This window comes from Methanococcoides alaskense (assembly GCF_027594145.1).
In the GTDB taxonomy this organism is placed as follows: domain Archaea; phylum Halobacteriota; class Methanosarcinia; order Methanosarcinales; family Methanosarcinaceae; genus Methanococcoides; species Methanococcoides alaskense.
Map to the genome: position 1 here is coordinate 177,880 of NZ_JAQFFK010000005.1, position 23,186 is coordinate 201,065.

The window sequence follows — 23,186 nt, forward strand, 5'->3', positions numbered from 1 at the left end:
TAAATGATAATGATATATTAATAAAAGCATTGATATATTTATTGTCATGATGTAGTTATCTGAGGTCAGTTATTAGCCATCTGCTCAAAATATTCTTTTATAATACTCTCATACCCTTCCGGCAGTTGCTCATAATAAGCAGGTGATGATATCCTTCCGACCTCATATGCCGATGAGCTCTCAAACTCAGGGGGAAGTGATTCATCATCTCCGCTTTCAGTAAAACCTGTTCCTGCTCCCGGTGGTAATGATAGGTCGACCTCTTCCCCCTCGACCACGATGATAGCAGTCTCTCCGACAAGGTCCTCACTATTTCCCCCTGAATCTCCTTCAAGTGTGAACTGTTCATCAGGGGATGTTTCATTCTCTCCTGATGTTATGCCCGGTATCTCATCTATCAGATCATTGATATCATCGGGCGTAACCCCTGTCCTGTAATCCAGTACGTTTATGGTGGTGAACATAATAAAAACTGCTAGCAGAAGAAACATGCTCTTTTTGAGCCTTTTCTTTTCAATAAGCTTTGAATTGTCGATCTTCGAGGCCACATCCAGTACATTTCCCATCAGGTCGTCTGAAATTATATTGTGCACATCTCTGTTGTCAAAGGCAGTCCTGAGCCTTTCCTGAAGTGCTGGGAAACGTTCCTCTATGAAAGGTATCAACAGAACTTTCCTGTCCCTGTAATGGAAAGCAAAGGTAAGGATGATGGCTAAAAATATAGAAATAGCTGCAAGGAGAAGTTCTCCTGCTGAGATCATCCCCGAAGGACCATAGGTAGAATCTGCGTAAAGTTCAAATGTTCTTAATGTAAGGATAAATTGGTCTATATTCAGTATTTTTAAAATAGTGAACAAGGTCAGTGCAATTATAGTGAGATCGATGATCTTGTAGATACGCTGGTATTTATTGACCGTAGCTTCCTGTTTCTCTACAAAATTATCAATATCCATGATCACTATCCTCTTTAAAGCAAACTTGAATGAACATTCATACCTTATATGAACACTTTTTTAGTTATCCAGCTTGTATCCATTGTAGGAACCAAGGACTTTGAGCATAGATACTTTTGAATTTATATAATATAAAGCATCTTTTATAACTGCATTGCCTGTACTTCCTTCTATGTCAATATAGAACAGATAATCCCCCAAAGAACGTTTCGATGGTCTTGATTCAATGCGGGTCAGATTAATGTCTCTTTTTGCGAATTCCCCTATGATCTCATAGAGTGAACCAGGTTTGTCCTCATCAATATCAGCAATGATGGATGTCTTGCATGTATCATTTTTAGGTATGCAGACATCATCTTCCTGCCACTTGCCCTGTTCTATGACGATAAAGCGTGTATGGTTCTTCTCCCAGTCCTGGATATTCGGAACAAGTATCTTCAATCCATATTCCCTGGCGGATTCTCTTGATGCGATAGCTGCCATCTCGCAGAACTCATTAGCAAGCTTGGCAGCATGGGATGTACTTCCTGTCGTACGTATTTCTGCTTTCTTGAAATGTTCCCTTATGAACTTACTGCATTGACCCAGTGCCTGAGGATGTGACATTATTATTTTTATATTATTCATCTCACCCTTTGAGAGAAGACAATGCTCAATGGGTACAACTATCTCCCCGATAATGGTTATCTCGCTCTCAAGCAACAGATCGAGCGTTATACCAACGGACCCCTCTATGGAATTCTCTATTGGGATTATTCCCATGTTCGAATCTCCATTGATGACGGATGCAAAAGTATCGTTTATGTCATCATAATAGACAAGGGATGTTCCCTCCGTCTTTGATTCTTTGCTTATCCAGCCTTTTGCTGCTTTTTCCGAGTAGGATCCGGCAGGCCCGAGTACGCCAACGATCATCGATGCAAATTGGTTTGCCTCTTAAAAATAGTTTTTGATGGCAGGCTTTAACTTTTGACTACCCTGAATATCATTGCCAGACCTGTCAGATTGATACCTATAATAAGGGTCGATCCAATGATCTTTCGCATCCCTTTGGGTATCATATCCTTATTTTTATCCGGCTTATTATCTGCATCGAACCGGATGATCTTATCAGAATCTGCAAAGACGGTCCTTTCATATAACTGATTACCATTTCCGGAAAGCTCAGCGTTGATAGTGTATTCCTTTTCCTTTTCTAGTCCGTATATAATATACTCGCTATCCCCTTCTGATTCCAGGATGGCCTGTTCCGAAGATATCCTAACACTACCTGTTTCCGGAAGTAATACTTTGAAATTAACATATTTTTTAGTTGCAAAAGGTTCACCGGCTGAAAAGCGGAGCTCGTTCGGCAGGTCAAGGATACTAAGGATAGTGGGAGCAATATCTTCCTGACCTAACGTTTCTTCAATGAAATTTCTTTCGATATTTGATGATGTTGCAATAAAAGGTATCTGAAGCACTTCCGGTGAGGTTGCATATTTATCGGACTTGCTGCCACCACATCCATCTACTGACTGGAATGCCATCCCATGATCTGAAGTTAAGATGAAAGCAAGGTCATTATCTTCCGTTCTTTCAATAAGAGGCTGGACCATAATGTCGAGTTCTTCGATGCACTCAACATAACCTTCATTTCTGCGATAAAGTCCGGCAATATCAATGGCACCGATATTTATTGTCAGTATGTATTTCTGGTCAGGATATTGCTCCATCAGCTCAATTACCTTAAGGGCGGTCTCGATTCCCCAGAGGTTGTAAGCATTATAACGCTCGATCTCTCCTTCTTTATACTGCTGTACATAGGTTGGGGCCAGAATGGCATATTCTTTGAATATCTTTTCAACATCGATTATCATGTCGGTATCGTGCTGACTGGTATGGTCATTGAGCAAGACTTTCATCTGCGGATCATTTATCGATGTGGTGCTATCATATATGGCAACATCCTGTTCTGCAAGAAGTTCGGTCGTGTCACCCTTTTCCAATATTGCGAACATGAGGTATCCATTGTCACGGGCAACATCATAGACGGTAGCATCATTGTGTGCTATCATTGCAGAAGTAGCTCTGGGATTTCCTGTAACGATCACCGAATGCCCATTTTCACCTTTTGTAGAGGGTGTAAGAACACTGAATGCTTGAAGTCCATCTTTTGCGAGTGCTGAAATATTTTGGATATTTGGCTTTTCCAAAGGGCTTCCATCAAGTGCATAAGGGATCTTTTCCGGATTTATATAATTTGCACCGAGGCCATCTACTATCAGTATGACTGCACCATGATCGGTTTCTATGTTTTGGATGTTTATTGGAGTGAGTGCCACAACAGGAGTTGAAAGTTGCACTATTATAAGACAAAATAGAACTAAGATAGCTCTTCTTTTTAAATTATGGTTTAATGTGGATACGTTCTTCACGATTAATGCAATATTTTTTTAGGCTAATATAATTAATTATATTCCATTTCTTTGAAAATTTTTTAAAATCTATCCTGTTTTTATTTTTTTCCTCTAATAATGCCGGGTATTATTTAATTTTATATATGAACTTTTCTACTATCAAATATCTATTTTTTAAATAATTAATTCTAATTATTATAAATTATGTTTATTGATACTGTTTATTACTTTTATCTATTCAATTATAGATTTTTAATAGTAGCTTTGTTTTTATATTAGTTTTATTTTTCAAATTTTTAATTATTATATATAAGTATATTGGTATTAAATTATATGTTAATTTTTTAGAAAATCTTTTATTTAGTAAAAACGCTATCAATAGCTATAATAATTTTAATAAACAATGCTGTTAAAAATACGCGCCATATGGTAACATATTTATACTAAATGTGAATCATACATATGTTTATATATCATTATCTCAGTTTGAAATTTGGGTATAGCTGCCCAATATCAGTTGTTCCATCCCTGGATTAATTGGATGGTGTGAACGACGATCAAAAAACATCAGCATCCGGATGTACCGGGTCTTTAATTATGAAGGAGTGATCGAAATGACCGATTTAAACCCAAAAGAAAGATTATTGAACGCGTTAAACCGCGAACCAGTTGATAAAGTCCCGGTAGTCTCTGTAACACAGACCGCTATAGTTGATCTTATGGATCAGACCGGTGCAGAGTGGCCTGAAGCTCATTCAGATGCAGAGAAGATGGCAACACTCGCCGTAGCATCACACGAGATCGCAGGTCTTGAAGCTGTAAGGTATCCATATTGTCTGACAGTTCTTGCAGAAGCTATGGGTTGTGAAGTTAATATGGGAACAAAGAACAGACAACCATCTGTAACTGATCACCCATATAAAGACGTTGACAATCTCGTAATGCCTGATGACCTTCTTAGCAATGGCAGAATCCCTGCTGTGCTTGAAGCAACAAAGATGATCATCGATAAAGTTGGAGATAAAATTCCTCTGGTAGCTGGCATGGAAGGGCCTGTAACCCTTGCATCCGATCTTGTAAGTGTAAAGAAGTTCATGAAATGGTCTATCAAGAAACCAGATGACTTAGAGACTATCCTTGACTTTGCCACAGATGCATGCATAGTGTATGCAAATGCACTGGCAGATGCTGGTGCAGATGTAATATGTGTGCCTGATCCTGTAGCATCCCCTGACCTTCTGAACCCTGAAACATTTGACAAGATGCTTAAGCCAAGACTTGCAAGGTTTGCAGAAGGAGTCAAATGTCCAATGGTGCTTCACGTTTGTGGGAATGTGACTCCTATTCTCGATATGATGGCAGACTGCAAATTCGAGGGACTTAGCATTGAGGAAAAAGTAGCAGACCTTAAGGGAGCTATCAAAACTGTCGGAGACAGGGCTGTGATCGTTGGTAATGTGTCCAGTCCGTTCACGTTACTTTCTGGTGATGTTGAAAAGGTCAAAGCAGAATCAAAGGATGCTCTTGAAGGTGGCGTTGCAGTTCTTTCTCCTGGATGTGGTATTGCACCAAATACTCCTGTGGAGAATGTTAAAGCCCTTGTCGAAGCAAGGAATGAATACATTGCATAATATCTGTAGAAACGAAATATATATACAAAAATCTTAACATCCAGTCTGAAAGGTCTTGTTGTGCAGGACCTTTCTTTCTTTCATTTATTTATTTTTGATCATCTGTCAATAATTGTCGATCACATTGATCGATCAGGCAGGAAGGTAATACTATGCGAACAGGAATTGCAATAGATCTTGGTACAAGTGGTTTCAGGGCACAAAAAATAGACCTTGGATCAGGTGAGATACAGAGAACAGTCATCACAATGAGAAATCCTCTGCCCGGTGCGAACGTTATGGATCATCTGGATTTTGCCATGACATATGGTCAGGACAAAGCTCATGACCTTGTGATCAATGCTTTCATTCACATCCTTAATGAACTTGAACCGGAAGGTGGACTTGTTGAGAGGATCGCTGTATGTGGAAATCCTATACAATTATCATTGTTCCAGGGGATTCCGATCGATGACCTTGCCTATGCAGGAGAGCGAAAAAAGAAGTTGATGAATATTGAGGAGCAAAAAAGGAATGCTTGTATCATTGACAGCACTCAGATAAAAGGCCTTGAATTCCTTAATTGTAAAGTAGTTATTCCACCTGCCATCAAACACGAGGTCGGTGCAGATGCTCTTGCGTTGATAGTAAAGTCCGGAATGCTTGAATCTGATAAGATAGCCATTGCAACCGATTATGGTACCAATGCGGAAATGGCGTTAAAGGTCGGTAATGTCATCTTCACAGGTTCTGCAGCAGCCGGTCCTGCACTTGAAGGTCAGGAGATCGGGGACGGAAGTATTGCACGCCCATTTGTGATCTCAGATGTTGAATTTAACAATGGTGATGTCTTGAATTACGTTCTTGATGAGGAAATGAACACTGTCAGTGGTTCTCTTGTCAACTATAAAAACGGTGATGTTCTCAAAAATGGTGATGTGCATGCTATCGGCATCACAGGTACCGGTGTTATTGCACTTATTGATGAGGCCATAAAAAATGGAACCATACAATTACCAAATATAAATACGCCTGATAAAAAACTTCACCTTCAGGATGGTCTACATTTCACAGAAAAAGATCTTGCTGAAGCGGGAAGGGCTATCGGTGCCATACGTGCCGGTCATGTGACATTATGCAATGCTGCTAATGTCGCAATGGAAGATGTGGAGGTCGCATACATGGCCGGTGCTGCCGGTACCTATATGGATGCGATAAAAGCTCATCGTATTGGCATGATACCTTACAATGTCTCAAAGATCTGCCAGATAGGGAACACTTCTCTTATCGTTGCAAGGGAGATACTACTTTCAGAAGAACGATTATGGGACCTTCAGGAGATCGCAGTGGAGATAGTTGGCACACATGTAATGTTTGCAATGGATGAAGCATTCAAGGATTCTTATATTCTTGAACTTTCCTATTGGAACGAGGGTATGCCTTTCAAGACACTTAAAAAATATCTTAAGAAAAAAGGTCTTCCTACAATCGATGAAGTAACTAAGGTGCCGGAAATCGAAAAGCGCGTCGAGAAGGATATTCCGGATCTTGGGGGCGAAGGGCTTCATGTGGTTGACCAGATAGGTACATTTCTGGAAATCGATATGGAAGGCTGTATCGACTGTAAGAAATGTGTCGATGTATGCCCAAATGATGCATTGGAGCAGGAGGATCGGTCTGTGAGAATAAGAACTGATCTTTGTGATGGTGCACACTGCCAGAAATGTATTCATTCATGCCCGGAAAATGTCCTCGACTGGCATTTTCTCAAGGTAGTATAATAACTTTCATGAGGTGAACATTTAATTATTTGCTCACATCTGTTGTACTGACGTACTGGATATAGATCTGAAAAGTAAACAGATTGGATCGAAGGAAGCTACTATAGATCTTAGATGTGAGCAATTTTATTTATTCATTGATTTAAGATAATTCTTTCGTTCAGAAAGATCGTCAAAATATGGATATTCTATCTTTGTGGAAGATATGATATAGATTATGGATTGTTTACTTGTAATAGGATTCAAAACAAATATATAATTGAAACAAACAAATTCCATTATTAAAAATAAAAGATCGTTTAAGTAAAAAAACGCAAAAACGGGAGATGTATAAGATATACAGTTCCATGGAAAATACCGGTAATATATCTGTCAAAAAGACTTCATCTAAAGTTGTATCTGATGAAATATCAGAATCTGATAGCTGTAGTTCTTTCTCTTTTTCCGATGATCCTGGAAACTATTTCGAGGCTATAGTAGCATCTTTAAAAGAAGCTCTCATAATACTTGATCCGGATCTGAACCTGATATATGCGAACGATTCATTCTACAAAATGTTCAATGTCAAACTTGATGATGTTTTGGGAAATGATGCTGATATATTTGTTGATCTTAAGAAAAATTCACCTGAACTATTCGACAGGCTTAGCAGAGTTTGTAAAGAAGGTTTCTTACTTGAGGACTTTGGACTAACATATCCTTTCATCAATGCCGGTACAAGGTCTGTGCTGATCAACGGAAGGCCGATCAGATATGATGGCAGCTGTGTTGCTCTTGTTACCTTTGAATATATTGACGAATTGAAAGCCCTGGATGAGGGAACTATCCGATATGAAGGTCAATATTCAACGTTGATCGAAAAAGGCAATGAAGGGGTAATTGTTGTCCTTGACAATGAAATACGGTATACGAATAAGAAATTCTGCGAACTGACAGGATCGTCAAAAGATGATATCATTGGTTCTCCTTTCTTTGATCATATTTCGCTTGAATATCGCAGAATGGTCTCCAAAAAATACAATAAATGTCTTTCAAGCAAGAAGAATGACTCCAATATTTATGAAGCAAATATTGTTTCGCTTATTGAAGGTGAAATTCCTGTGGAGATGACTAATTCCTACATTGAATACGAAGGACAGTCTGCGGTAATGCTGAACTTAAATGACATTAGGGAAAAAAGAAAAGCAGAGAAAGCTCTCGTTGATACTGAGAAGAACTTCAGGATAATCTTTGAAAAATCTCCCATAGGTATAGTTCGTTTTGATCGGAAAGGAATTATAACGAATTCAAATGAAGTATTCAATGAGATATTCGATCATTTACGTGATGTGATCACAGGCTATAATGTCCTCGATCTTTTTAGTGACACCGATTTTCGTAGCGATATAAGTGATGTGGTCTCGGGAAAGATAAGGAGCTATGAGGGTGATGTTCACCTAATTGTAAATGACAATAATTCTATCCTGCATATCACTTTCAGTTCTTTGATCGTAGATGGATCATTGCAGGGTGGGATGGGGATATTTGAAGATATCACCCTGAGGAAGATGGGTGAACGTTCTCTCCAGCTGAACGAGTCTCGTCTAGAGACGCTTCTTGAACTCAACCAGATATCCGATGAATCCATTGAAGATATATTAAATTTCACTTTGGAGGCTGCTACAAGACTCACTCTGAGCAATATAGGCTATCTTGTCAGTGTCCGTGAAGACAATTCGTTTGACATGATCTCCCTCCTTTTAACAGATGAAATGGGTCAATACAAACTGAGCAAGGACCTGGGAGATTATCCGTTTGACATTTCCAGCAGGGCCATCAAAGTGAACTCAAGTGGAAAATATTTGCTTTCAAATTACTCAAATGACCTTTTTGAAATAGAAAATGATCATGATGTGAACGGTACTATCACACGTCATTTTGATATTCCCATCTCCAATGAAGGAGGTGAACGATTCGTTCTGGGAGTTGGCAACAAAGATTCTCCTTATGATGATCTTGATACTCGTAACCTGGCACTATTGATCCAGGAAATGAAAAAATTGATCGAGCATAGGGAAGCTGATGAAGCTTTGCGTGTGTCGGAAGAAAAGTACTCAAATCTCGTTAAGAATGGGAATGACGGCATTATCATAATTCGTGATGATGTGCTGGAATTTGTAAATTCAATGTTCTGTGAGATCATTGGTTTCAGTCCCCAAAAGGTACATAACTCCAGTTTCTCTTCTTATCTGTCACCTGAATATCGGCGAATGGTGACTAAGCAGTTCTCGAAGATACTGGAAAAACAGAAGAGCAGTTATAATAAATTCGAGGTAGATCTGCTTGATCGTAAGGGTGAAACTGTTCCTGTTGAGATCAGTCCGTCACGCATATATGATCAGGGTAAGCCTGCTGTAATGGCTATTATACGTGACATAACTGAGCAGAAAAAGAAAGAACAGGAACTGCTTGATTCACTGGAAGTACAAAAGGTATTGCAAACGGTTATCAAGAGCAGTCCTGCAATTGTATTTTTCTGGAATGCTCAGTCGGGATGGCCAGTTGAATTTGTTTCTGAGAACATCGATACATTTGGATATTCTCCGTCGGATTTTATTTCTGGGAAACTACAATACGGTGACATTATTCACCCTTCTGATGCGGAAAGGGTGCACAGCTATTTTGCCCGAAAATTTGCAGAAAATGCTTCTGAATATCGTCTCGAATACAGGATAATCACCAGGTCTGATGATGTTCGATGGGTTGTCGAAAGATCCACTCCGCAGTATGATGAGGGGGGTGATCTTGTCCATATACAGGGTATCATCATGGATATCACTGAGCGTAAAAAGATCAATCAATTTTTGAATATTGAGTCCGAGGTAGGTAATTTCTTCACTCCTTCAGGGGACCTTCAGGAAACCTTTGACCAGCTTCTGGAATTTGCTTTACATATAGATAGTATCGATTCTGGCAGTCTCTATCTGATAGACAAGAACAATGGTGGATTGAACCTTATATCCCATAAAGGGCTTTCGCAAGATTTTGTAAAAAATAATTCTCACTACGCAGCAGATTCCATGCAGAGTCGATTTTTCATGATGGGTTATCCGCTCTACAAAATGTATTCCGATATCTATCCTGTGACAAAGCGTGATAACAGGGTAGATGAAGGACTGCTGGCAACAGCTGTGATCCCGGTGAAATATCAAGAGGAAGAAGTGGCTGTTCTTTTCCTTGCATCGCGTACTGAATATGAAATGCTATACAATATTCGTACATCAGTAGAAACAGTTGCTGAACAGATGGGATCCATCATTGGTCGCATTGAATCAGAAGTCGATATGCAAAAAAACCAGAACGACCTCAAATCACTCGTTGATGGTATTGAGGATCTGATCCTTGTTCTGGATAGTGAGGGTTGTGTACTCTACAGTAATGAGGCAGTCTCAAAAAAACTAGCTCACTCAAAAGAAGAGATAACTGGTATGAATTTCATAAAAATGTATCCTCATAATAAGGTACTCGAAGCAGCAAAGCTCTTTGGGGATGCACTTGCAGGTAATAAGGTCGAGTTCAGGTTACCTTTGGTTACAGGTACTGGCATGTTTATGCCTATGGAAACAAGATTGCAAAAGGGTAAATGGAATCGTCAGGATGCGATCATTGCTATCTGTCGGGAGGTTGGCATAAATTGAAGGGACCTTTATGTTTTGTCTGCTTGGCAAATAATGTTTTTATCACATGTTTGCATTTATCTTATCAAATCGGGATAGTTGTAGGCATTTATATTAATTATTTTAATGGAGGGCTAAATTGTGATCGATATTAATCCTCAACGTATACTAACACGATATAATGTAAAAGTGGAAAAGGAAATGACCCCTGAGGAGGTGGCTGAGAAATTATTCCCTGTGGAAGTGAATATAAGGGAGGTCGCGAAAGCCGTCTTTGAAGGAGATGAAGATGAGGTTGTGGAAAGTATCCAGAATGCGATCAATAATGGACTTGATCCACTGAGCCTTATTAACAATGCACTGATGGTGGGTATGGAAATAGTTTCCACTCTTTATGATGACGGTGTTCTCTACCTTCCGGATGTCATTATTTCGGCGCAGGCAATGATCGAAGGTATTGAATATTGCAAAGAACGATCAGGTCAGGAGCATGAATACAAGGGTAAGATCGTTTCCTATGTTGTGGAAGGGGATATACATGATATTGGTAAAAAGATCGTGACCGTTCTTCTCAGGGCGAAGGGGTATGAAGTTGTAGACCTTGGAAAGGATGTCTGTGTGGAAGAGGTCATTGCGGCTGTCAAAAGGGAAAAACCCATTATGCTTACGGGAACGTCGTTAATGACGACAACGATGGTTGGTTTCCAGGATGTGAATTCCCGGTTGCTTGAAAGTGACATCAATGTACCTGTTGTGTGTGGAGGCGGTGCGGTGACACAGGATTTTGTATCCCAGTATGAACTTGGCCTTTATTGTGAAGAAGCTTCTGACGTACCAAAGATCGCAGATGCTATCATCAACGGCTTGAATATTGGCCAGCTCATGAAGGAGTTCCATAAACACTGAGGAGGAATGGGTTTGAGTTTAAAACGTTATAATAAAATGGCTTATGATGACTTCGAAGATATGGTCTTTGGACATTCTATCTATCCAATTAAGACCGGTTTTGATCTGGAGATCGGAGCGGGATATACTTCGGCGGAAGTTAATTATGCACCCAGGCCAGCAGCTGGTGAGTCTAAAGAGAAACTTATTACAGAATACCAGAAGATCACAACTGATGTCCTGCAACGAATGGTACAGGTCGGTTTCCCTTCTGTGGTTCTCGAAACGGAACATGTGCAACAAATGACCGTCAATCCGTCATGGGGTGCTGAGATAGCACATGAACAAAAGACCATCATGGAAGAGTTTTATGATGAATATGGCATCAAATGTGCATTGCGCCATACGCCTGCTGATATTCGGGGCGGAAAAGAAGCCCTCGATCTTAGGGGTGACTCTTATTGTCTGTTACTGGAATCTTTTGAAGAGGTTGCTTCCAATGGAGCCGATATGCTTTCCATTGAATCACTTGGTGGTAAGAGTGTCTTTGATTCATCAATAATAAGGAACGATCTCTCAGGTGTGCTTTTTTCAATAGGTATCCTCGGCACTCTTGATGTAGAGTTCATATGGGAAGATATTAGCAAAATAGCAAAGAAACATGATGTTGTGGCTGCCGGGGATACTGATTGTGCTCAGGCTAATACTGCAATGTTCATTGCAGGTGGTCTGCTTGACAGAAAGCTTGCCCATACCCTTGCTGTTGTGGCAAGGGCGGTTTCAGCACCGCGTTCACTTGCTGCATATGAAGCAGGAGCTGTTGGTCCTGGTAAAGATTGTGGGTATGAGAACACTATAATCAAGGCCATTGCTGGTGTTCCTATCTCACAGGAAGGAAAGGGCTCAACTTGTGCTCACTCTGATGTCATGGGTAATCTTGCTATGCAATGCTGTGATCTCTGGTCCAATGAATCTGTGGAGTACCGTGGTGAGTTTGGCGGCACAAGTGTTCAATGTTGGGGGGAGACCCTATCTTATGATTGTTCCATGATGAATACGGCAATAGAGGCTGGCTATGCGAAGGTCTTCAGGGATGTTTTCATGGTCTCCGACAGATATAGGGATCCTCAGGCATTCATACTTGCATTCGATAATGCTTATAGGATAGGTGAATCGATCGTAAAGGATGGTAATGATATCTATCTACGTGCTAAGAATGCTGCGATAGAGGCATGTAATATCGTTGATGAAGGTTCTCGCGGACAGCTTGAACTTTCACGCTTTGAGAAAGCTTCTCTTGCAAAGGCGATCAAGTCCCTTCATTCACTTACTGATGAAAAGGATGTGTTCATTGAAGAGAATCTGAACAAACTTTCAACGATGGAGAGCTTCAGACCTGAAAATTACGGTTACTGAAGTTTTCATTTTCATTTTCATTTTCATCTTTCATCTCTCCATCTTACGCCCCATTTTCTTTTTTTCTTTTCGTTACGATTATCGTGCAATGAATTTTCAGTCATCTATTTTCATTTTCTGGATTGGATATTTGATGCCTCAATATGTAGTATTTAAGTGTTTTGTGTTATTAGAAAATGTATAAATAAACATAAATATATACTAATTATTTAATAATTTGTGCATATACACATTATTGTTTAATTTGGTTGATATAATAAAATAATCTTGAATTGCAATTTTCAGTTAATCCCTTTATTGATGTCGTTTTCTTTTTATTTAATCTGAATTGTACAATGGCAGTTTCTATTTATAAGTTTCTACTGTCAAGTGTATATATTTCTGTAATATCAATATGTCTGTTTAAAAATAAGCATCAATAGCCTTTATTTTCCCATATTGGTATCGATCAAATATTTCCATTATACAAATGTTTTATATACTAGTTATTTTTAAAGCAAATTTAATTATATTATATAAATGTATTTACTAAATTTGTTTTGTTTGTTTTCAATATTGTTATTTTTGTTATGCATTTTCGATACCAATACAGCTTATTTTTGATATATTTTATCTTTGTAATTTTGTTTAACCAACTGATAATGCTTATATATAAAATCATTTGAAAACAAATGTTTATATACTGGAATGAGAGACGTTTGAATAGGTTTTCAGAACGAAATCCTATGATTGGATCGAGGGTGGTATTCTTCCCAAGAAGAATGACACTTCAATTATTATTAAAAAAAACAAAGGAAGGAAGCAAAACATGACCAGGTTGGATATAGACCCCAGTGAAATTCTGGTAAGATACAATGTGAAATTGGAAAAGGCAATGACGCCTGAAGATGCTGCAGCTGAACTTTATCCTAAGGATGCACTGTTCAGGGAAATTGCAGTAGCAATCTTTGACGGCGAAGAAGACGACGTTATCGAAGGTCTTGAAAAAGCCATCAAAGCAGGAAAGAATCCAATTGCTCTGATCGACGATGCTCTAATGGTTGGTATGAAAGTAGTTACTGATCTGTATGATCAGGGAACGATCTTCCTGCCAAACGTAATGATGTCCGCAGATGCAATGCTCGACGGTATCGAGTTCTGCAAGTCACAGTCCGATGAATCTCCTGTTTCTAAAGGAAAGGTAGTCTGCCATGTTGCAGAAGGAGATGTTCACGATATCGGTAAATCTATCGTCGCTGCACTTCTCAGAGCAAACGGATATGAGGTAGTTGACCTTGGCCGTGATGTTCCTGTAGATGAGGTCATTGAAGCTGTCAAGGCAGAGAAACCTATAATGCTTACAGGTACTGCACTGATGACCACAACAATGTATGCTTTCAAGGCTGTCAACGACAGGTTACTTGAAGCAGGTCTCAATGTTCCATTCGCTTGTGGTGGCGGAGCTGTTAACCAGGACTTCGTATCTACCTATGATCTGGGTATTTATGGAGAAGAAGCTGCTGACGCACCTAAGATCGCTGACAAGATCCTTGCAGGATCTAGCATTAGCGCACTGAAAGAAGAATTCCACAAACACTGAAGAGGTGAGATAAATGGCAATCAACCGATATACAAAAATGGCGTATGACAGTGCAGATGACATGATCTTTGGTAAATGTAAGCACCCTGTAAAAGCAGGACTTGGACTCGAGATCGGTGCCGGATACACTATACCTGAAGTTAACTATGCACCAAGGCCTGAAGCCGGTGCATCAAAAGAGAAGCTCGTCAAAGAATACCAGAGGATAACCACAGATATCATGAACCGTATGGTCCAGGTAGGTTTCCCTGCTGTTGTCCTTGAGACAGAACACGTCGAGCAGATGACCAACAACCCAACATGGGGAGGAGAGGTCGCACACGCACAGAAGACCATCATGGAAGAGTTCCACGATGAATACGGCATCAAATGCGCATTAAGACACACCCCAGGTGATATCCGTGAAAATCGTGATTTCCTTGATCTTAGAGGTGACAAGTTCAATGTCATGATGGAGTCCTTCGAAGAAATTGCATCAAATGGAGCTGACATGCTTTCAGTTGAATCAATGGGCGGTAAGGAAGTATTCGATTATGCTATCCTGAGGAACGATGTTCCTGGTATGCTCTATGCTATTGGCTGCCTTGGAACCATAGATATGGATTTCATCTGGCAGGAGATCAGCTCTGTTGCAAAGAAGCACGGAGTAGTTTCCGCAGGTGACACTGACTGTTCCGAAGCAAACACTGCAATGTTCATTGGTGGCGGTCTTCTTGACAAGAACCTTGCACACACACTTGCTATCATCGCAAGGGCTATCTCTGCACCAAGATCACTTGCTGCATACGAAGCTGGTGCAGTTGGCCCAGGTAAGGACTGTGGATATGAGAACACCATCATAAAAGCTATCTCCGGTGTACCTATCGCACAGGAAGGTAAATCCTCCACATGTGCACACTCGGATGTCATGGGTAACCTTGTCATGCAGTGCTGTGACCTCTGGTCAAATGAATCTGTCGAATATCACGCAGAATTCGGTGGTACCTCTGTACAGTGCTGGGGAGAGTCCCTTGCTTATGACTGTGCTTTGATGAACACAGCAACTGCAACAGGGCAGGAAAAGACTCTCAGGGACCTCTTTATGCTTTCTGACAAGTACAGGGACCCACAGGGCTATGTTCTTGCATATGACAACGCATACCGCGTGGGTGAAGCTATTGTCAAGGACGGTAATGACATTTACCTCCGTGCAAAGAACGCTGCACTCAAGTCAGTAGAGATCATGGAAGAAGGAATAGCTGGCAAGCTCGAACTCACTAAGTTCGAGAAGGGCGCCCTTGCAGACGCAAAAGCTGCACTTGTGGCACTCACAGACGACCAGGATACTTTCATGAGCGATTGCATGACCAAGTACAAGGAAGAAGTTAAAGTCTTCCTCCCAGAGAACTACGGTCTCTAAGCATTTAGCATCGAAGTCTCCAAACGTGGACTGTAGCCCCGTATTGCTCGGGGCTACTCCCATCACCTTGAAAATGTGTATTGCACGATATTTGACATTTGACCTTATAATCACAAACATTTTCTTCTAAAACATAATACGGGAGGTGATATTCAGACATTTAAAACTCCTTTATCTCCTTTATGTCTTTTTAATATTTATTAATGGGTACATGTTTGCCCCAAATCACATTTAAAAATCATTTTTATATGTTGAGTTGTAATTTTATTTTATTGTACTTTATAAAATTTATTAATCGAACTAACGGAAGTGATCATATTTGACAAATAATGAAGAGATACCAGAGAACTGTATTTTATGTAATCCTTCGGATGGATTTCACATGATCGATAAAACAGCAGACCATGCACCACTCGGATTTGCAGGTCTCGGATTTGCAGCTATAATGCTGGGAATGATGGGTTCAGGTTTTTTTGCAGACGCTACAATGGTCGTCTCAATGTCGATCTTCCTTGGAGGATTTGCACAAGTATTCGCTGGCATAGAGGGCTGGAAAAAAGGAGATGTATTCGGTGCAACTGCTTTTTCAGCATTTGGTCTGTTCTGGTTCTCCTTTGCATTCATCTTGATGTCTTCAGGTATTGCAAGCGGAGTCCTTGGGGCAGCCAGTGCAATTTCAGTAGGTTACTACCTCTTCATCTGGGGAATTGTTTCCCTTGTGCTGCTGTTTGTAACACTCAAGATCGGTGTTAAGGCGATAACCATCGTTTTCATAACTCTTACTCTGACATTTTTCCTTAACGCAGCGGCAAACTTCGGAATGGGCGTTGGCCCACTTGCAGGTTATATGACCCTGTTACTTGGGATCTCAGCTCTGTACACATCTCTGGCACTTGTAACAAATTCCGTTTTTGGAAAGATGGTAGCTCCACTCTAAAGTAAGATTTGGCTAGAATGTCAGCTATGTAATATTCAGACCGTGACCGTCCATATGGTCGGTCAATCCCCTCCTTTAAAACGAAAATAAAAAGATCAGGTGGTAACAATTGAGGACCTCTATCAGAAAGAACGGAACCGGATCTCTTGCTCTTTCCGTCTTCATCGAAATAGCTTTGTTGAGGATATTCGCAGGGAGCTATTCTGATATTCTTGCTGTGCAGGTTACGGGATATTTTGCCTTATTTATCGGTATCATTGCCTTAGTTCATCACTTTGTACCGAGTATCATCTCACATTCGACTGACCATGTCCATCCATATGGTTACAGAAAATACAGTTCTCTGGTATCGTTGTTCATTGCGATTATCTTTATTCTGGCAAGTCTGTATATCCTCTCTGAAGTTCACTCTACCGTTAATGGAAGTAACTCTCTATTGCCGGATACTTCCATCTATATCTTGCTTTTAATGTCTGTTATTCTATCAGTAGCTATTCTGAAATATTGCTCTTTGGATGAATTTGATCAGGCTGGGATATCCCACTCATTTGCACTTAAATTAGATGTTATGTTTTCAGTTTTAATCGCTCTGACCTTGTTCATTCAAGTCAGTCCAACCGTTCTGATGTTGGAAACAGTATTGCTAGTTCTCGTACTTATGAAATATTGTGTATCGATCGTTCTCATGTCTTGCAACGTATTATGCGATGCATGCTGTCTTGATGAAAGCAATGTTCGACGTCTTGTAAGGTCCATTGAAGGAATTGAGAATTGCTATAAAGTGCGAACTCATGGTTCACCGGACGATCTGTTTGTGGATATTCACGTGAAAGTGGATTCTGATATCTATGTTATGGAAGCACAGAGAATAGTTGAAAGTATTGAAAGAAAACTTAAAAGAACATTTACAGGGATATCGGATGTACTGGTACACATCGAACCTCCTGAGAGACGATGAAACAATTGAATATAATTTTATTAGGACCATGGTGAAATAATGCAATATAGTCTTGGTATCGATGCAGGTGGAACCTATACTGATGCAATTCTTATAAGTGATAGTGACAGGTCTGTAGTGATGTCCAACAAGGCATTGACCACCTATCCTGATCATATTGAAGGAATACGGAATGCAATTGACGGGATCGATGAAAAATATCTGAAAAATGTAGATGTCATATCGGTTTCAACCACACTTGCAACGAATACTGTCCTGGAAGATACTGGCTATCCTGTGGGTCTTATTCTCATAGGGGATCATTCTCTCAATAAGAATTTCCCGACAAGTGATATCATCTTTGTAGCAGGAGGTCATGATCACATGGGGGATGAATTAAAGCCGCTTGATGTTGATGCTATAAAGAATTTCGTCCTTGGTTCAAAGGATAGGGTTTCTGCTTTTGCGGTATCGTCCCATTTCAGTATAAGGAATCCTGAGCATGAGCTAAAGACAAAACAGCTCATATCAAAGCTTACGGGAATGCCAGTCGTTTGTGGGCACGAGCTAACACAGGATATTGGTGCTTACGAAAGAGCAGTTACAGCATACCTTAATGCACAGCTTTTACCTGTCGGTGAGAATTTCATAGAAGCGATGATCTCTGAGATAAAAAGGCGTGATATGGATGCAAGATTACTTATGCTCAAATGTGACGGTTCTGTCGTTGGTATCAGGGACGCACTTGAAAGACCTATCGAAACGATATTTTCAGGTCCGGCTGCAAGTCTTATTGGCGCTTCTTTTCTTTCAGGTCTTGAAAGTTGCGTTGTGATAGATGTCGGCGGTACAAGTACAGATGTATCAATGCTCTCTGAGGGCGTGCCGGATATTAGCGAAGCGGGTGCAGTTATTGGAAAATGGCAAACGCGTGTAAAAGCGATCCACATGGAAACATCAGCAATGGGGGGTGACAGCCACATATGGACAAAAGATAATGATCTGTTCATTGGTCCCAGAAGAGTGGAACCGATCTGTGTTGCAGCAGTCAAATATCCTGGTTTTCCTGAAAAACTTAAGAACATTAAATGGATCTCGCGCAAACTGCTGGATGAAAATGTCCAACCTACAAAGTTCTTTGTAAGGACCAGACAGGAACCTATGGAATTAAATGAAAATGAAAATATGATACTATCTGTTATTGGAGATGATCCACTCTCATTTGATGATATTTCAATGATGCTTAAAAAACCACCTTCTCCTTTTGTTTTGAGTTCTCTGATAAGTAAAAGGCTTGTGCAGGCTATTGGTTTCACTCCTACTGATGTATTGCATGTTTTGGGGGAATATGATCAATGGGATCAAGAAGCTTCAAAACTGGCCGCCGATGTTCTGGCTAAATTGAACACTATAGGTAAATATGAAATGTGCTCTCTTCTCAAAAAACGCTTTGCGAGGAATATGGCATTCGAGCTGATGTCGTACCTGTTGCCAGGTGTTGATCCCGAGAGCATCGGTGGGATTGTTGATCGCAAGTTCAAAGCGAGGTTCGATGTAGAGATCCCTGTAGTATTTATTGGAGGTCCGGTGTCTGCTTATAGGGATGAGGTGAGCTCATTTATCAAAGCGGACATCATAGTTCCTAAATATTCCGATGTGGGGAATGCAGCAGGAGCTTTGTTTGGTAAAGGGGTCAAACGTCTGGAAATAATGATAAGGCCATTATCTCTTAGCGAGCCTGATAAAGATTTCTTTGTCTATTCACCTGGGGGGAGAGAGAAGTTCAATACTTATGTAGAAGCACTTGAATTTGTCAATGAACATGGGAGGGACTTGATATATTCACATATGGCAGAGTGCGGGATCATGGAAAACAAGGTAAGTGTAACAGTTGCAGAGGAAGTCATCTCACCGGAAGGTTGGCACCATCCTCCGATGGAGACTAAACTTATATTTGTGGGGGTGGGGGTCTTTTAAGCCATGGTATTTGAAATGTCTGAATATATTAACTCAATATACCTTCAGAATTGCCCGTCAGTAAATTATTGAACATACAAAAAGAAACGAACGTATTGCTTTTTGGATCGGATGATGCGTTTATAAAAAAAAGAGGAGCTAATAAAATGTTAACACTTATAGTTGGCGGTTTTCTTGGAAGCGGGAAAACTACCACGATAATCAATACGGGGAAGTATCTTGTGGACAAGGGGTACAAGGTTGCTATTATTGTCAACGAGATAGGGGAGATCGGGATCGATGGCGACATAATCAAGAAATTCGGTTTCGATACAAAAGAGATAACTAACGGATGTATCTGTTGTTCACTCAAGATGGGACTTCGCTCAACTGTGATAACACTTTTTAATTCTTACAATCCAGATGTCCTTATAATTGAACCTACCGGAATTGCATTCCCAAATTTGATCAAAAGAGAGATCGAACTGATGGACCTTGGAGAAGGTGCGGAAATCGCACCTCTTGTGACACTTATCGATGGTAGTAGATTCAAACACATATTAAAAGAGATGAAGAATTTCTCCACCCGCCAGATAGAGGATGCAGAAATTCTTGCCATCAATAAGATCGACCTTATGGACAAAATACAAATACCTATTATAGAAGAATCTGTCCAGCAGCTCAATAGAAAAGCAAAGGTAATACGGATATCTGCAAATAATAACGATGAGAAGTTCTATAGTTTTATGGACATGATATTTCCTGAAGAACTGCTTAATAGGTCTCTTGATCTTAAAGTTCAGGAGACGAAGCCAAAAGAAATGGGGAAAACATCCATTGCTCCTGCAAATGGCCTATCCTTTGTCAGCAAGAAAGATATGGAACTCATCAGGGATGAGCAGGAAACAGAAAGCTCAATTGACGCATCAGGTGTTGCAACCTATGCTGCAGAATATAATATCAAAGGCAACACAGATATCGATAGAGCAACGCTGATCGCTAAGGAGATCATGAAGAACATAAAAGCTGAAGTTATGGAACATAGCCCCGAGTTCATTGGTCATATCAAGATGTTCCTTGATTCTAATGCAGATACAGTAAAAATGAATGTAACTGCATACTTCGAAGATCCACAATTGGAAGTGATCGAAACAGGAAATAATGATATCCTGAAGTTAAAGATACTTTCAGCGATCTCGAACATGGAAAAAAAAGAACTTGTGAATATTGTAGATGCCTTCGCAACAGATGTGTGCAAACGTTATGGAATTGAGATTGAAAAGCTTGGAACGCATCATGAGCACAATCATTGAGACGGTTATTTACAATTTCAGTATGCTCCTAACAAACATTTAGTTTTGGAGCACCTCTTTTTTTGTATAATATGCATAGAATTTAGCAAATACATGTAATTTAAAATACAAATAAATGTGACAATATTAAGAAAAATCCGATAAATCTTTCCAACAAAATCAAGATTAAAACCGGTGCAATGTAGCCATTGCAAGTTCATAGTCATCTGAAAGGTATGCTTCCATTAGCTCAAGGTTCCATGTTTCATCATCGACAACAAGTATCTTTGGAAGCAATTCACTCATATGTTTGACTCCTAAAAAGTAAAGGTATTTCTGATACGTTTTTCATCCCTTTGTTTTCCCCTCTTTAATAATTGGCCTAAGGATATCCCATCTTTATATTGTTATCACTTAAATAAACATGTTACTATATTTAATTGCATATTAAGGTGCTGTCAATCCTTGCTTAGAAAGATCGTTAAGCCGAAAAGAATAGCTGTCATGAGAAAAATTGTCTTTATCTCTACACTCTTTGCAAGTGCTCCGGCCATCAATGGCATCAGTGCAAGTCCTGCATAGATACAGGTATTATAGACACCCATCGCAATCCCCTTCTCTACCTTCATGGAAGCGATTGCAATTGGAAGTCCTACAAGCATCAGACCGGAGCCAGTGCCAATGATGAAAAAACCTAATGTCGAGCTATAAATTGTAACGACTATGCCAACGGTTGCTATCATTATACCTCTTTTAATGAGCTTTGCATAGCCGGTATCCATATAAGATGCCAGAAGGGATGAGATCATTGTAGATACATAGAGAAGTGAGATCGATATGCCCAGTTCTGTCTTTGAGAGCGTATCGATCCCATATTCAGGATAGAGGGATACAAGGACACCGCTTGATCCTGCAAGTATAAATGAGATGATCCATATTCCGCGGGTATCCTTTGAGGTGAAGATATGTGACTTTGAGTATTCCTTTTTACTTACTTTCTTTTGAAGTTCTATTTTTCCTATGGTCCTTGAAGGGACTATAAAATGGTATACTGCAAAAATAATTGTTAAGAATGTCAAAATAGAAAAAAGAATTATCCCGCTCTTGATATTAGTGTGAACCAAATAACCGGTAACTGCAACACCGGAAGCTAGTCCGGCATTGATGAGAAAGCTGAATTCCCCCATGTAACGTGCTCTTTTTGTATAAAGTGCCAGCCTTGAATATGCTGCAGGGAAGAATGCACCACATGCAGCCCCTTCAATGAAGCGTGCTGATACGAATATCATGAAGTTATTCGTAAAGATCATCCACAGCCCTGATATTAATGATAGTAAGAGGCCAAGACTAACCAATTTCAGAGTATCAGTTCTATCACTTAATATTCCAAATGGAAGCATAGTACTTAATGCTCCGAGGAAGAACGAAGAATATACCAAACTTGAGGAATTTATGCCGTATATTTGTCCACTGGCAGAAAGTTCTGGCAGTACAGGTATGACAGCATTTGAAAGTCCCATTATGACTAAAGCGGATGAATATATCAAGAACCTGTCATTGTCCATAATAGCTGATAATATTATGGAAGATAGATACGTCTTTGTATCTGTATATGATCACTTTAAACGCTCCTTAAAAGAGCTTTTTCATAAAGTAGGACAGTTGCAGTAGTGAGCATAAAGTCAGAACGAATGTCTGCATTGGGCATTAATTTCTCATTGAAGCCCAGATCTCGTTAGTGGAGGATCTCATATTTTTGATTGAAAGTATTCTTTTCAACTACAGATACCATTCCTAATCTATCTTTTATGATGTAATCTCCGGCTTTCCCCTGTAATGTACCTTTAGGAGTTTTCACACTAAAATCGGCAGTCATTCTTAATGCATGACCGGCCGGTGTTTTCTGCATATCTTCATCGGTTGAAACTGAATTTGTATGCAGATCTTTTTTTGATCTACTCATTTTATCCCTTCCTCATAATTATGGGTTTTTCATTGCTTATATACTTGTCCTACATACTTAATTATTTAGAAGTGTGTATAATTTTATAGTTATATTTATTTTATTCCTTCCGTCTAACACCTTTATTTTGGGTAATTTCATACTATACTATTTATTCCAGGTTGACAAATGAGGATAGAAAGAATAAGGAAAAAGCATGAACATTACACTTATTGGCATGTCTGGAGCAGGCAAATCCACTATTGGAAAACAGCTTGCAAAAAAACTTGATCACAAGTTCATAGATATTGACGATCTAATACGAGGAAAGATCGGTACGGACCTGCAAACATTCATAGATGCTTACGGTGACGATGAGTTCATTGAACTTGAAGAACAGATCGTTATTGGACTTCATGCATTGGATAACTATGTTATTGCAAC

At 39.7% G+C, this 23,186-nt stretch carries 17 protein-coding genes; 12 read left to right on the forward strand and 5 right to left on the reverse strand.

Features of this window, described 5'->3' with window-relative positions; all coding sequences use genetic code 11:
* Window positions 1-65: 65 nt before the first annotated feature.
* From PBV53_RS09155 to PBV53_RS09165, 3 genes are read right to left on the reverse strand one after another with little or no spacing between them, the layout of a single operon-like run.
* Window positions 66-953, reverse strand: coding sequence for a DUF7502 family protein (locus PBV53_RS09155; RefSeq protein ID WP_270096878.1), 888 nt, complete (start codon window positions 951-953; stop codon window positions 66-68).
* A gap of 60 nt (window positions 954-1,013) precedes the next feature.
* On the reverse strand, window positions 1,014-1,868 hold the full coding sequence (pheA, locus tag PBV53_RS09160; protein WP_270096879.1) for a prephenate dehydratase: 855 nt from the start codon (window positions 1,866-1,868) through the stop codon (window positions 1,014-1,016).
* Between the two features lie 47 nt (window positions 1,869-1,915).
* Window positions 1,916-3,298, reverse strand: coding sequence for a sulfatase-like hydrolase/transferase (locus tag PBV53_RS09165; RefSeq protein WP_270096880.1), 1,383 nt, complete (start codon window positions 3,296-3,298; stop codon window positions 1,916-1,918).
* A 668-nt stretch (window positions 3,299-3,966) separates the two neighbouring features.
* Here PBV53_RS09165 and mtaA point away from each other — a divergent pair.
* The 11 genes from mtaA (at window position 3,967) to PBV53_RS09220 (ending at window position 20,821) form a co-directional block, all read left to right on the forward strand.
* Window positions 3,967-4,983: a methylcobamide:CoM methyltransferase MtaA gene (gene mtaA / locus PBV53_RS09170; protein WP_270096881.1), complete on the forward strand. Its 1,017-nt coding sequence runs from the start codon at window positions 3,967-3,969 to the stop codon at window positions 4,981-4,983.
* Between the two features lie 152 nt (window positions 4,984-5,135).
* On the forward strand, window positions 5,136-6,743 hold the full coding sequence (locus PBV53_RS09175; RefSeq protein ID WP_270096882.1) for a methylamine methyltransferase corrinoid protein reductive activase: 1,608 nt from the start codon (window positions 5,136-5,138) through the stop codon (window positions 6,741-6,743).
* Between the two features lie 326 nt (window positions 6,744-7,069).
* Window positions 7,070-10,420 (forward strand): PAS domain S-box protein, encoded by a 3,351-nt coding sequence (locus PBV53_RS09180; RefSeq protein WP_270096883.1) that lies wholly within the window; start codon window positions 7,070-7,072, stop codon window positions 10,418-10,420.
* A 120-nt stretch (window positions 10,421-10,540) separates the two neighbouring features.
* Window positions 10,541-11,305, forward strand: a complete 765-nt coding sequence (gene mtaC / locus PBV53_RS09185; RefSeq protein ID WP_270096884.1) for a methanol--corrinoid protein MtaC — start codon at window positions 10,541-10,543, stop codon at window positions 11,303-11,305.
* Window positions 11,306-11,311: 6 nt separating this feature from the next.
* Window positions 11,312-12,700: a methanol--corrinoid protein co-methyltransferase MtaB gene (gene mtaB, locus PBV53_RS09190; protein ID WP_374708529.1), complete on the forward strand. Its 1,389-nt coding sequence runs from the start codon at window positions 11,312-11,314 to the stop codon at window positions 12,698-12,700.
* A gap of 808 nt (window positions 12,701-13,508) precedes the next feature.
* Window positions 13,509-14,279: a methanol--corrinoid protein MtaC gene (mtaC, locus tag PBV53_RS09195; protein WP_270096886.1), complete on the forward strand. Its 771-nt coding sequence runs from the start codon at window positions 13,509-13,511 to the stop codon at window positions 14,277-14,279.
* A gap of 13 nt (window positions 14,280-14,292) precedes the next feature.
* The gene (gene mtaB, locus PBV53_RS09200; protein ID WP_270096887.1) at window positions 14,293-15,678 is read left to right on the forward strand and encodes a methanol--corrinoid protein co-methyltransferase MtaB; all 1,386 of its coding nucleotides are present in this window, start codon (window positions 14,293-14,295) and stop codon (window positions 15,676-15,678) included.
* Window positions 15,679-16,060: 382 nt separating this feature from the next.
* Entirely contained in the window at window positions 16,061-16,615 is a 555-nt protein-coding gene (locus tag PBV53_RS09205; RefSeq protein ID WP_270096888.1) for an acetate uptake transporter, read from the forward strand.
* 109 nt (window positions 16,616-16,724) lie between these two features.
* Window positions 16,725-17,573 (forward strand): cation diffusion facilitator family transporter, encoded by an 849-nt coding sequence (locus tag PBV53_RS09210; RefSeq protein ID WP_270096889.1) that lies wholly within the window; start codon window positions 16,725-16,727, stop codon window positions 17,571-17,573.
* A gap of 39 nt (window positions 17,574-17,612) precedes the next feature.
* Window positions 17,613-19,529: a hydantoinase/oxoprolinase N-terminal domain-containing protein gene (locus PBV53_RS09215; protein ID WP_270096890.1), complete on the forward strand. Its 1,917-nt coding sequence runs from the start codon at window positions 17,613-17,615 to the stop codon at window positions 19,527-19,529.
* Window positions 19,530-19,675: 146 nt separating this feature from the next.
* Window positions 19,676-20,821 carry a GTP-binding protein gene (locus PBV53_RS09220; protein ID WP_270096891.1) on the forward strand — a complete coding sequence of 382 codons (1,146 nt, stop codon included), beginning with the start codon at window positions 19,676-19,678 and terminating at the stop codon, window positions 20,819-20,821.
* A gap of 437 nt (window positions 20,822-21,258) precedes the next feature.
* Here the strand turns inward: PBV53_RS09220 and PBV53_RS09225 are convergent, their stop codons facing one another.
* Both PBV53_RS09225 and PBV53_RS09230 read right to left on the reverse strand, forming a co-directional pair.
* On the reverse strand, window positions 21,259-22,365 hold the full coding sequence (locus tag PBV53_RS09225) for an MFS transporter (RefSeq protein WP_309740231.1): 1,107 nt from the start codon (window positions 22,363-22,365) through the stop codon (window positions 21,259-21,261).
* Between the two features lie 170 nt (window positions 22,366-22,535).
* Window positions 22,536-22,763: a hypothetical protein gene (locus PBV53_RS09230; protein ID WP_270096892.1), complete on the reverse strand. Its 228-nt coding sequence runs from the start codon at window positions 22,761-22,763 to the stop codon at window positions 22,536-22,538.
* Window positions 22,764-22,959: 196 nt separating this feature from the next.
* Between PBV53_RS09230 and PBV53_RS09235 the strand changes: the two genes are divergently transcribed.
* The coding region (locus PBV53_RS09235; RefSeq protein WP_270096893.1) for a shikimate kinase at window positions 22,960-23,186 on the forward strand (227 nt) is incomplete at its 3' end.